Source organism: Duganella sp. CY15W (genome assembly GCF_009857555.1).
Classification (GTDB): Bacteria; Pseudomonadota; Gammaproteobacteria; order Burkholderiales; family Burkholderiaceae_D; genus Rugamonas; species Rugamonas sacchari.
The window spans coordinates 1,700,546-1,711,404 of record NZ_WWCQ01000001.1 but is presented as its reverse complement, the minus strand read 5'-3'; the positions used below and the strand labels follow the sequence as shown (position 1 = coordinate 1,711,404).

11 protein-coding genes are annotated in these 10,859 nt (G+C 62.7%); 5 read left to right on the top strand and 6 right to left on the bottom strand.

The features are described 5' to 3' along the window. The first annotated feature begins 211 nt into the window (after positions 1-211). Positions 212-2,947, top strand: a complete 2,736-nt coding sequence (locus GTP58_RS07570; RefSeq protein WP_161076882.1) for a diguanylate cyclase domain-containing protein — start codon at positions 212-214, stop codon at positions 2,945-2,947. Here GTP58_RS07570 and GTP58_RS07565 read toward each other — a convergent pair. Both GTP58_RS07565 and GTP58_RS07560 read right to left on the bottom strand, forming a co-directional pair. Further along, complete coding sequence (locus GTP58_RS07565) at positions 2,944-3,582, bottom strand: FABP family protein (RefSeq protein ID WP_072782145.1); 639 nt, start codon at positions 3,580-3,582, stop codon at positions 2,944-2,946. The two genes, GTP58_RS07570 and GTP58_RS07565, sit on opposite strands and share 4 nt — an antisense overlap. A 33-nt stretch (positions 3,583-3,615) precedes the next feature. Beyond that, positions 3,616-4,035, bottom strand: coding sequence for an ATP-binding protein (locus tag GTP58_RS07560; protein ID WP_161076881.1), 420 nt, complete (start codon positions 4,033-4,035; stop codon positions 3,616-3,618). A 40-nt stretch (positions 4,036-4,075) separates the two neighbouring features. Between GTP58_RS07560 and GTP58_RS07555 the strand changes: the two genes are divergently transcribed. Next, a complete protein-coding gene (locus GTP58_RS07555) occupies positions 4,076-4,516 on the top strand; it encodes a FecR domain-containing protein (RefSeq protein WP_373924706.1) in 441 nt (146 codons plus the stop codon). Between the two features lie 3 nt (positions 4,517-4,519). Then, positions 4,520-5,113, top strand: coding sequence for an OmpA family protein (locus tag GTP58_RS07550; RefSeq protein WP_161076880.1), 594 nt, complete (start codon positions 4,520-4,522; stop codon positions 5,111-5,113). Here the strand turns inward: GTP58_RS07550 and GTP58_RS07545 are convergent. Genes GTP58_RS07545 through GTP58_RS07535 form a run of 3 tightly spaced genes read right to left on the bottom strand, consistent with a single transcriptional unit; the run spans position 5,110 to position 8,570 of the window. Continuing rightward, positions 5,110-7,248: a SpoIIE family protein phosphatase gene (locus GTP58_RS07545; RefSeq protein WP_161076879.1), complete on the bottom strand. Its 2,139-nt coding sequence runs from the start codon at positions 7,246-7,248 to the stop codon at positions 5,110-5,112. The genes GTP58_RS07550 and GTP58_RS07545 overlap by 4 nt on opposite strands. Before the next feature lie 6 nt (positions 7,249-7,254). Continuing rightward, positions 7,255-8,220 carry an MBL fold metallo-hydrolase gene (locus GTP58_RS07540; RefSeq protein ID WP_072782155.1) on the bottom strand — a complete coding sequence of 322 codons (966 nt, stop codon included), beginning with the start codon at positions 8,218-8,220 and terminating at the stop codon, positions 7,255-7,257. Next, positions 8,217-8,570 carry an STAS domain-containing protein gene (locus GTP58_RS07535; RefSeq protein WP_161076878.1) on the bottom strand — a complete coding sequence of 118 codons (354 nt, stop codon included), beginning with the start codon at positions 8,568-8,570 and terminating at the stop codon, positions 8,217-8,219. The genes GTP58_RS07540 and GTP58_RS07535 overlap by 4 nt, the downstream gene beginning before the upstream one ends. Positions 8,571-8,696: 126 nt before the next feature. Between GTP58_RS07535 and GTP58_RS07530 the strand changes: the two genes are divergently transcribed. Then, a complete protein-coding gene (locus GTP58_RS07530; RefSeq protein ID WP_161076877.1) occupies positions 8,697-9,995 on the top strand; it encodes an NCS2 family permease in 1,299 nt (432 codons plus the stop codon). Here the strand turns inward: GTP58_RS07530 and GTP58_RS07525 are convergent. After that, the gene (locus tag GTP58_RS07525) at positions 9,980-10,261 is read right to left on the bottom strand and encodes a hypothetical protein (RefSeq protein ID WP_072782163.1); all 282 of its coding nucleotides are present in this window, start codon (positions 10,259-10,261) and stop codon (positions 9,980-9,982) included. The two genes, GTP58_RS07530 and GTP58_RS07525, sit on opposite strands and share 16 nt — an antisense overlap. A gap of 126 nt (positions 10,262-10,387) precedes the next feature. Between GTP58_RS07525 and GTP58_RS07520 the strand changes: the two genes are divergently transcribed. After that, the gene (locus GTP58_RS07520; RefSeq protein WP_072782165.1) at positions 10,388-10,846 is read left to right on the top strand and encodes an Lrp/AsnC family transcriptional regulator; all 459 of its coding nucleotides are present in this window, start codon (positions 10,388-10,390) and stop codon (positions 10,844-10,846) included. Positions 10,847-10,859: the final 13 nt, after the last annotated feature.

Below are 10,859 nucleotides of genomic sequence, written 5' to 3'. Positions count from 1 at the left end.
AGGTGCAGATCAGATCCGAAGCGATAGAGGGCGGGGATTGGGCCCGGCAAAGAGACGCTTGCGAGAGTAGCTACTTTGGTCCCGGCGCACCTTGCTTGTCAACGTCGATGTTGTTGTAAAAGGGACTCAGACGATGCTGTAGCACATACCCGCTGGCCTTGCCCATCAGGGTATGACATACTCAAATTCACCGAAGACCATCCATCGCAACATGGCCGTTTTTGCAACGCTACCGCGTAGCCTGAAATTCCGCATGACCGGAGTGGTGGTGATGCTTGTGCTGACCGCCACCGCCACCGTCACGCTAATGGCGCTGCTGCTGGCGGAGCAGGACATGAAAAGCGTGATCGGCGACCAGCAGTACGCCGTCCTCGCCTCCACCGCTTCGCAAGTCGATGCGCAACTCACCGCACGCAAGGTACTGCTGGCCAGCCTGGCCGACACCATGCCGCTGTCGGCGGGCGACAGTCCCGCCGCGATGCAGGATTTTGTGGCGCACCACCCGGTCGCGCGCAAGGAGTTCGTCAATCTCCACATCTTCAACCAGCATGGTGATCTGCTGCACACCGAAGGCGACAACGCCACGGCGCTGATGCCGCTGCCGCCACGCGCCCGCGACTTCCTGGAAAAGGTGTTCGCGCAGGGAGAAGCGGTCATCACGCCGCCCTACAAAAGTGAGATCACGGGCCAGCCATCGGTGATGATCCTGCAGCCGGTGCGCGACGGCCATGGCAAGGTCGCCATGCTCCTGGGTGGCAGCATCGACCTTGTCAACTCGGACTTCATCCGGCAGATCGCCGCGCAGAAGCCTGGCAAGACAGGCTTTGTCTTCATCATGACGCAGGATGGCACGCTGCTGCTGCACCCCGACCACCGGCGGCTGCTGGAAAACATCAACGCCCGGCCGGGCTATAACCGCGCCACGGAAATGGCGCTGGACGGTTTCCAGGGCTGGACCGAAGCGACCAACAAAGCCGGCAGCGAAGGCATCTACTCGTACAAGCGCCTGCAGTCCACCGACTGGATACTCGGCTCGCGCTTCCCGGTCGATGAAGCCTTTGCGCCAATGATCGAGATGCGGCGCCACGCGGTCCTGGCCGCCGCCCTGTTTGCCGGCATCGCGGGCCTGATGGCCTGGCTGGCGATACAGATGCTGCTGCGTCCACTCGGCCGGCTGCACCGTAACATCGCCGACATCCGCACCGGCAGTGCCGGCATCGATGTACTGCCGCGCGGCCGCCGTGACGAAATCGGCGAATTGGGCGCGGCCTTCTATGAGCTGATGGCCGAACGCGAGGAGGCCCAAAAAGTCATCCGCGACAGCGAGACCTTCATCAGCAATGTGCTGGAGCGCGCACCCGATGCCTTTGTCAGCTGCGAGAACACCGGCATCGTCACCAAGTGGAATGCCGCCGCCGAACGCACCTTCGGCTGGACCGCCAAGGAAGCCATCGGCCGCGACATCGCCGACCTGATTATTCCCGAAGACCGCCGCTACGCGCACCGCGCCGGCATGCTCAACTTCTCGCGCGGCGTGCCCGGCCCGATGATCGACGCCCGTATCCGCGTGATGGCGGTGCACAAGGATGGACACGGCATCCCCATTGAGCTGTCGATCGGCGCGCTGCGCCATGACGGCAACTACTACGCCACCGCTTTCCTGCACGACGTCACCGACCGCGTGCTCTACGAACAGCAGATCGCCGCCAGCGAAAAGCGCCTGCGCACGATTGCGGACAGCGTGCCCGCCCTTATCGCCTACATCGACCGCGAGCGCCGCTACCGCTTCTCCAATGAACACTTCCGGCATCTGATGGGCATTGATCCACAGTCCATGCTGGGCAAGACGGTGGCGGAGGTATCCGGCCAGGCCTTTGCCGACAGCGTCGCCCATTTGAGCGAAGCCGCCCTGCGCGGCCAGCGCGTGCACTACGAACGCGAGGGACTGCGCAACGGCAAACCGTGCCAGATGATGGGCGATCTGGTGCCGGACATCGCCGCCGATGGCAGTGTCACGGGCTTCTATCTGATGGCGCTTGATATCACGGAACGCAAGAACGCGGAGCTGCTGCAGGCCGCCAGCGAAAAACGCCTCAAGCTACTGACCGACAATCTGCCGGTACTGATTGCCTACCTGGACCACAAACGCCAGTTCCTGTTCCTGAACGCGACCTTCCAGCAGTGGTTCGGCATTGACCCGCAAACCCTGATCGGCCGCCACCTCGTGGAAGGGATAGGCGACGACCATTACGCCACCGCCGAACCACACCTGGACCTCGCCTACCATGGCCACAACGCCACCTACGAGCTGAAGGCAACCATCGGCGACTGCCTGCACACGCTGGAAACCACCTTTGTCCCGGAGATCGCGGCGGACGGCCAGGTGGTCGGCATCTACTCGCTGACGCACGACACCACCCGCATGAAGGAAATCGAGGAGCGCCTGAAACAGCTGGCGCGCATTGACACGCTGACCGGCATCGCCAACCGCCTGATGTTTGAAGAAATACTGCAGCTGGCGATACTGCGCGCCCGGCGCAACCGCAAGCCGCTGGCGCTGGCCTATCTGGACATCGACCACTTCAAGGAGATCAACGACACGCGCGGCCATGGCGCGGGCGATATCGTGCTGAAGGAGTTCGCCTCGCGGCTGCTGGCCTGCGTGCGCGCGTCGGACACGGTTGCGCGCCTGGCAGGAGACGAATTTGTCATCGTCTTTGAACAGGTGGCCAGCATCGAGGAAGCCGCGCGGCTGGCGGCCAAGATCGTGGAAGCCATGCGCGTGCCGTTCTCGCTGGCCGGCCTGCCGCGCCACGTCACCACCAGCATCGGCGTCGCCTTGCATGAAGGTGACGAAGAGGCGACGGAACAGCTGGTGGCGCGCGCCGACAGCGCGCTGTACACGGCCAAACGCAATGGCCGCGATGGATACGCTATCGCCGATTAGGCCGGCACGCCGCTGGCCAGCGGGTTCGGCACAGGATCGGCCACGCGATGCAGGATGTTACGGTCGCGGTGATGGAACTCCTCTTCGCCACGCAGCAGCATGACGGTATCTTCCTCGTAGCCCCAGGTGCCGTCATCGTTGATGGTGACCTTGATGCGGTACTCGGTGGTTTTAAAGCCATACTCCAGGAAGGGATTGGAGCGGATGCCGTAGGTATCGGATTCCAGCCGTGCCACCAGTTCAAACTCCTTCGCATCCGGCTCCACCACGGCGGAAGCCATGGCGATCTGGCCGCGCGGGATGCCCAGCGTCTGGATCACGGTCCTGGTCTTCGGCTCCCACAGCCAGTAGCCTACCTGCTCGTGGTAAGTCTTGACGTTATCCGGCTTGTTGACGATGATGAGATAGCGCAGGCCATAGAACAGCTGCGGGCCATTGGTCACCGGATCGATCGGATACAGCTCGATGCGCTCAACGTAAGCCTGCTTGCGCGCGCCGTCGGCCTTGGGTTTGATATCCAGACCGCGTTCGCCTTTCCAGATGCCTGCCATGGGCGCCAGCGGCCCAAGGTTGTTCAGGGTGTTGACGTCGATCGGATGGGGTTCGGTATAGATATCGGTGGAAAACTCGGTCATGCGTGGTCCTGGTAGTTGATGATGTTACGGACGCTATTGTAAGGTGATCTCGATGCGGTTGCGTCCTTCGCCATGGCGGTAGCTGACGGCGCTGCCCAGCTGGCGTATCAGCAGCAGGCCGACGCCGCCCGCGATGAGTTCTTCCGGCGGCAGCGACAGGTCGGGAGGCGGCGGGCCTTCGGTCAGGGGATTGAACGGCGGCGCCGCGTCTTCATAACACAACACCTGGCCACGTACGCCGACCCACACCGCGTGCGGACTGTCGCCCCCATAGCCATGCAGGATGCTGTTGCGCAGCAGCTCCTCCAGGATCAATTCGGCGCGCGCCACCAGGCCAGGCGCCAGGCCAGCCTGCGTCAGCGCCATGGCAGCAAATGCCATCGCGCCGGGGATCGCATCCAGCCGTGCCGGAAACTGCAGCAGATGCGCAATACCGGTTTCTTTTTCGTCCATTCGAGCATATTATCGGAATGCTCATGTGAGGAGAAGAACCGTGCAAAGAATAATCGCCACACTGGCAGCCTCCATGGCGCTGCTGGCCAACGCTGCCGAACTCCCGGCCGGCATGATTAAGACCGCAAAAGGCGTCGCCGCTATCGAACGTGAAGGAAAAAAGACCCCGGCCCAAACCGGCGCTGCGCTGATGGCCAGCGACCGCGTCGTCACCGGCGCCGATGGCAGCGTCGGCATCACGCTGCGCGATGAAACGCTGCTGGCGGTTGGCCCGAACAGCAATGTGTGGCTGGAGAAGTATGCTTTCGATCCGACCTCGCACGAAGGCACGCTGGATGCCACCGTCAAAAAAGGCACGCTGGGCGTCATCTCCGGCAAGCTGTCCAAGCAATCGCCGGGGGCGGTGCAGTTCCGCACGCCGACCTCGATACTCGGTGTGCGCGGCACCGAGTTTGTCATCGACGTCAAAGACGGGGAGTAAGCGATGGCCGCCCTTCTGCTATGGGCCATGGGCCTGCTGGCGGCTGTCTCGCAGCTGCACCGGGGACCCACCGAACAAATCACGCTGCTGCCCAATCAGGACGGCAAGCCAAGCGCCGTGATTATCACCACGGCCGGCAAAGACACTGTCATCGACAAGCCATATCAGACTGCCGCAGTTGACAGCCGTGGCGCCGTCATTACCGCAGGCGACAGCGCAGACACCAGGAACCGTTATGGCGCGCTGCTGGAGGCACTGCCGCAGCGCGCTGCGGTGTTCATCGTTTACTTCATTACGGACACCGACAGCCTGACGCCTGAATCGGCAGCGCAGCTGGCAGAAATCAGGTCACAACTGGCCGCCCGTCCGGCGCCGGAAATCATCGTCATCGGTCACACCGATACGGTAGCAAAGCGCGAATACAATGACGCCCTGTCCTTGCGCCGCGCGCAGACGGTCAAGCGCATCCTGGTCGAAGCGGGCATCGCCGAAAACCAGATTGAAGTGCAGGCGCGCGGCGAGCGTGAACTGCTGGTGCCCACCGCCGACGGTATGGACGAACCGCGCAACCGGCGCGTAGAAATCCGCGTGCGTTAGGCCCCGGCGGCCGCTGGACCGTTCCAGCGCAATACCAGCAGCGTCAGATCGTCCGAGGCTTCGGCGCCGTCCACGTGACGGCGCACGTCATCGCGCACCGCCTGTACCACTGCAGCTGGCGCAGCCGTCACCACGCCGCTGAGCAAGCCGTTCAAACGCTCATTGCCATACAACTCCCCCGCCGCATTCATCGCTTCGCTGATGCCGTCGGTGGTCAGGCACAGGCTCTCGCCCGGATGCAGTTGGTACTGCTGGACGGGGTATTCAAAATCATCCATCACGCACAGCGGCGGACCATCGGCCGGCCGCAGCAGCTCGACCTTGCCCTGGGCCGTGATGCGGCGCGGCGCATCATGGCCGGCATTGCACAGGAAGACGGCGCCCGTCGCGGCATCCAGCATGCCGGCGACACTGGTCACAAACAGCATCTCCGGATTTTCGCGCACCAGCTCCCGGTTGGCGTCGTTCATAATCACCGCCATATCCGCTTCGCTGCGCAACGCGATGCTGCGTGACAGGGCCTTGGCGACGACCATGAACAAGCTGGCCGGCAGCCCCTTGCCGGAGACATCCCCCACCATGAAGAACACGCGGTCCTGGTCAAGCATGAAGAAGTCATACAGGTCCCCGCCCACTTCTTTCGCCGGCTCCAGCAAGGCATCCAGTTCGAAGCGCCGCTCGCCGGGAAAGGCGCTTGCCGCCTGTGGCAAAGACGCCATCTGAATCCGCCTCGCCGCATTCAGCTCACCCGCCGTGCGGGCTGCGGACTCGCGCGCCGCCTGCAAGGCACGCTCCGACTGTTTGCGGTCGCGTACCGCTGCGGACAGCATGCTGGTCAACAGGCTCAGACAGACAGCCGCATAGCCCAGCGCCACCGTCGCTGCATCAAACAGCAGGCCGGCACGTGCAAACAGCAAGGCGCCTGCGCCAAACAGGCCAAGCACCAGTGCTGCCGCCATCGGCACGCCAACGCGCAGCCGCTGGCGAGGCAGGCGCCAGATGGTCAGCAGGCTGCAGGCGCCGAATGCCGCCATCTCTACCCAGCGCATCCACTGCGGACGACGCAGAAAGGCGCCATCGAAGAAGCTTTCGATCATCTGTGCATGCGTGTCTACCCCGGGCAGCAGGTCGCCGCGGGCGTTGGTCTTATAATCGCTCAGGCCCAGCCCCGTCATGGCGACAATAACGATTTTATTCTCCAGCACATCGGTGCCGGTACGGCCGCGCATCACATCCAGCGCGGAGATGTAGCGGTCCATGGCTGGCGCCGAGAAGTTGACCCACACCGATCCATCCGGCAGCGTCGGCACACGCAGATCGCCTACCGACACGCTCTGTACACCGCCAGCATCGGCGTTCACCTCGACGGCCGCCGCGCCGGTCGCCACGCGCAGCAGCTCCATCGACAGCGATGGCACCAGCGTCTCGCCCACGGCGCCCACCAGGGGCGCACGGCGCACTATCCCTTTTTCCAGGTTGGCCGACAGCAGTCCCTGTCCATGCGCCGCCGCCTGCAATATGGGTAGACTGGACATCGCCTGCGGGAAGCGCATCACCGGCAATGGCGCAGCGGCGTGGCCGTCAACCGTGCCCGAAGCGCGATGCACCCGCACCGGCCACACACGCAAGGCGTCGCTGGTGCCTGCCTCCACATGCAGGAAGCCCGCCGTTCCCAGCACCACCGGCAGCTGCCGCATCTGCTCCGCCAGTAGCGCATCGTGCGATGGCAGCGTGGCCAGCTCGCCGCGCAGCGGACCATCCGGCAGACGAGCCGCCAGTGACTCAGGTGAGGTGTTGTCCGGCTCCGGCATCAGGATATCCAGCCCGATGGCCAGTGGGTGCTGTTCGCCGATATGCGCCAGCAGCTCGGTAAACAAGGTACGCGGCCAGGGCCATTGGCCATATTCGCTCAGCGCCGCTTCATCGATATTGATGATCTGGACCGGGCCGGAAAGCCGCTGGCGCGGCAGCTGCACCTGGTAGCTATCGAACAGGGCCAGACGCAGCGCAGGTAACGGGCCATCGCCGCCCCGCGCCAGCAGCAAAGCCAGCACCAATGCCAGCAGCAGCGCCAACGGCCTGCCCTGCCCGGCGCGTATGCCGCCCCAGGCGCGCGTTTGCAGTCGGCGCAGCATAGGCGGCTACAGCGTGATTTCCATGCCGTCGTAAGCGGAGACGATGTCCAGCGGCGCTTCGCCGGTAATCTCCGCATAGCGGCGTGTCTCCGCCAGCACGCGCGATATCTGCGCGTCGTCGTAGATAGGTTCGTGGTGGAACAGGCATAGCTGGCGCACGCCGGCCAGCTGGCACAGCTCCACGCCCACCACATTGCTGGAATGGCCCCAGTCGGCCTTGACCGAAATGGAATCGGCCAACGAGTACATGGCGTCAAAGATCACCAGGTCGGCGTCGCGGAAGAAATCCACGAACGCCACGCGCTCCGCCGCGTTATCCAGCTTGTGCTCAGAGTCGGTGCTGTAGATGAGCGCCTTGCCATTTTTCTCTAGCCGATAGCCATACGAATCGCCGGCATGCAGCTGTAGCTTGGCGGTCACCGTCACATCGCGTATCTGCGTCGGCACGCCCGGCTCGATCTGTACAAACTCGATGGTGGCGCCCAGCTGGTGGAAGGCTACGGGAAAACTGATCGGCTCCTGCTGGCGACGGAACGCCGTCTCCAGCTCCTCATGGCAGCCATAAATGATGATACGGTTACCCGGAATGTAGGCCGGCGTGAAAAACGGGAAGCCCATGATGTGGTCCCAGTGCAGATGCGACATCAGCACGTGGTAGGTCTGCGGCTTGCCCGGTCCATACCTGGCGAGTTTGGCGCCCGCCAGCGCACGCACGCCGGAACCCAGGTCCAGAATGATGTGCTCATGGATGGCGTCCGTGTCCCAGGCCTCCACTTCCACGCAGCTGGAATTGCCGCCATAGGTGCCGCGCAGTTCGAACGGCAGTTCATCCACATAGCCGGCGATTTTTTCAGCCGTATCCAGGTCGCGGCCGATAGCGCCTTCCAGCGCAGCCTGCAGTTTGGTGCGGATCTGTTTATGGGTCAGCGCAACAGGCAGCGAACCGCGCGCGCCCCAGATGCGCGCTTTCATGAGGCGCTGCCTACAGCGGCCAGCGCCGCCGCGCGATCAGGGAAGATCTCAAACAGCATATCGAAGCGGCTGATGGTGAACACTTCCAGCACCAGCGGCTGCAAGGCCGCCAGCACCATGCGTCCGCCCTGCGCCTTCACCTGCTTGATCGCCACCATCAGGGCGCGCAAGCCGATACTACTGATGTAGCTCACGTTGGAAAAATCGATCACCAGCGATGCGCCATCTTTGCGGCAGTCCGCCAGGTGCGGGTCGAGCGCCAGTTTGAAAGCATCAGCATGCGTATGATCGATGCGGCCGGAGGGGTTGAGCACGACGGTGCTGCCCTCTTGTGTTGGCTGTAATTCCATGGTGGCGACCCGAATAAATTGGACAACTATTTTTGCATTATCACATTTTTTTATCCTTTTGACACCACCATCTGTGGCGCCCATCCGTGATATTCTTCGCCCTCGATGTTTAGCAGGAGCGCGCGTATGCCGTCACTTAATCAATTCTTCAAGCTCTCCGAGCACGGCAGCAACGTCCGTACCGAAGTCGTCGCCGGGGCGACGACTTTCCTGACGATGGCTTATATCATTTTCGTCAACCCCGCGATTCTGGGCGACGCTGGCGTGCCGAAGGACGCCGTGTTCGTCGCCACCTGCCTCGCCGCCGCGCTGGGCACCATCATCATGGGCCTGTACGCCAACTACCCGATCGGCATGGCGCCGGGCATGGGCCTGAACGCCTACTTCGCCTACGCCGTGGTGCTGGGCATGGGCGTGCCGTGGCAATCGGCGCTGGGCGCCGTGTTCATTTCCGGCTGCCTGTTCGTCATCGTCAGCCTGTTCAGGGTGCGTGAGCAAATCATCAATGGCATACCGCACTCGCTGCGGGTGGCGATCACGGTGGGCCTGGGCCTGTTCCTCGCACTGATCGCGATGAAGAGTGCGGGCCTGGTGGTCGCCAATCCTGAAACACTGGTGCGCGTGGGTGACATGCACAATCCGCACACCATCATGGCCGTCTTCGGCTTCCTGCTCATCGTCACGCTGGACCGCCTGCAAGTACCTGGCGCGCTGCTGATCGGCATTGTCAGCGTGACGGTCCTGAGTTTCTTCTTCGGCGGGAATACCTTCCACGGCTTCATGTCCTTGCCGCCGTCGATTTCACCGACGCTGTTCCACTTCGACCTGCAAGGCGCGCTGAATATGGGCCTGCTGAACGTGGTGCTGGTGTTCTTCCTGGTCGAACTGTTTGACGCCACCGGCACCCTGATGGGTGTGGCCAGCCGTGCCGGCCTGCTGGTCGGCGGCCGCATGGAACGCCTGAACAAGGCACTGCTGGCCGACAGCTGCGCCATCGTCGCCGGCTCCATGCTGGGCACCTCTAGCACCACGGCGTATCTGGAAAGCGCCGCAGGTGTACAGGCGGGTGGCCGTACCGGTTTGACCGCTGTCGTGGTGGCTGTACTGTTCCTCGCCGCGCTGTTTTTCGCGCCGATAGCCGGCGTGGTGCCAGCCTACGCAACGGCGCCTGCGCTGCTGTTTGTCGCCTGCCTGATGCTGCGCGACTTCATCGACATTGACTGGAGCGACACCACCGAAAGTGTACCGGCCGCGATCACGGCGCTGGTGATCCCGTTCACCTACTCCATCGCCCACGGCATCGCCTTCGGTTTCATCACCTACGCTGGCCTGAAACTGCTGACCGGCCAGGCCCGCAAGGTCAAGCCGGTGGTGTGGATCATCGCGGTCGTCTTCCTCATCAAATACACCTACATCGCCGCCTGACGCAGGTTGTTCACCACCAGCGTCGGCATTTCCCTGATCGGCAGCACGCCGATCAGGTTATGCAGGCGCATGCGGCATAACGTCAGAATATCCTCCTCCGGCGCCGCCAGACGCATTTGCACCTCCATGCCGTAGGGCGTACTGGTGGTTCGCAAGGCCCGCAAATCAATCTCCAGACGACGCACGACCTGCAACGCCGCTTCCAGCGTCGCGATGGGTGCATCTGGCTCGATGCAGAAACGGTAGCTTTTTTGTGTGGTATCCATGCTATCAGCATAGCCGGGAAGGTGAAAAATAGGCTTCCTGAATTTACGCTGATTTTGCATAATTCCAGCAGATTCTCCTGGTCAGTATAAAATACATGGAATATTCATCCTCAAGCATGGGTTTTCATGGAAATCGACGAACTGGATCGCCGCATCCTGCGTGAATTGCGCAAGGACGGGCGCCTGAGTAACACCAAGCTGGCCGAGAAGGTCGGCCTGTCGACCACGCCGTGCTGGAACCGCGTGCGCGCACTGGAAGACGGCGGCATGATCGAAGGCTATACCGCGCTGATTAGCCAGACCGCACTGGGCTACCCCGACACCGTCATCATTGAAGTCACGCTGGACCGCCACGACGACGAGATCTTTGAAAAATTCGGCGAGGCGCTGGCCACGCTGCCGGAAGTCATGGAAGCCTATCTGCTGACCGGCGATTATGACTATCTCATCAAGGTCGCCGTGGCCGGCACTGCGGGCTACGAGGAATTCCTGCGCAAGAAACTCTATAAGCTGCCAGGCCTGAAGCACAGCCGCTCCACCTTCGTGCTGCGCTGCCTGAAGCGCACACAATCGGTCGAACCGTAGGTATGTGCGGCTG

What these genes read in the sequence shown, in the direction of transcription:
- GTP58_RS07550 (WP_161076880.1), top strand. Translation starts at nt 4,520, where the DNA reads ATGGCCGCCCTTCTGCTATGGGCCATGGGCCTGCTGGCGGCTGTCTCG.
- GTP58_RS07570 (WP_161076882.1), top strand. Translation starts at nt 212, where the DNA reads ATGGCCGTTTTTGCAACGCTACCGCGTAGCCTGAAATTCCGCATGACC.
- GTP58_RS07525 (WP_072782163.1), bottom strand. Translation starts at nt 10,261, where the DNA reads ATGGATACCACACAAAAAAGCTACCGTTTCTGCATCGAGCCAGATGCA.
- GTP58_RS07530 (WP_161076877.1), top strand. Translation starts at nt 8,697, where the DNA reads ATGCCGTCACTTAATCAATTCTTCAAGCTCTCCGAGCACGGCAGCAAC.
- GTP58_RS07565 (WP_072782145.1), bottom strand. Translation starts at nt 3,582, where the DNA reads ATGACCGAGTTTTCCACCGATATCTATACCGAACCCCATCCGATCGAC.
- GTP58_RS07560 (WP_161076881.1), bottom strand. Translation starts at nt 4,035, where the DNA reads ATGGACGAAAAAGAAACCGGTATTGCGCATCTGCTGCAGTTTCCGGCA.
- GTP58_RS07545 (WP_161076879.1), bottom strand. Translation starts at nt 7,248, where the DNA reads ATGCTGCGCCGACTGCAAACGCGCGCCTGGGGCGGCATACGCGCCGGG.
- GTP58_RS07520 (WP_072782165.1), top strand. Translation starts at nt 10,388, where the DNA reads ATGGAAATCGACGAACTGGATCGCCGCATCCTGCGTGAATTGCGCAAG.
- GTP58_RS07540 (WP_072782155.1), bottom strand. Translation starts at nt 8,220, where the DNA reads ATGAAAGCGCGCATCTGGGGCGCGCGCGGTTCGCTGCCTGTTGCGCTG.
- GTP58_RS07535 (WP_161076878.1), bottom strand. Translation starts at nt 8,570, where the DNA reads ATGGAATTACAGCCAACACAAGAGGGCAGCACCGTCGTGCTCAACCCC.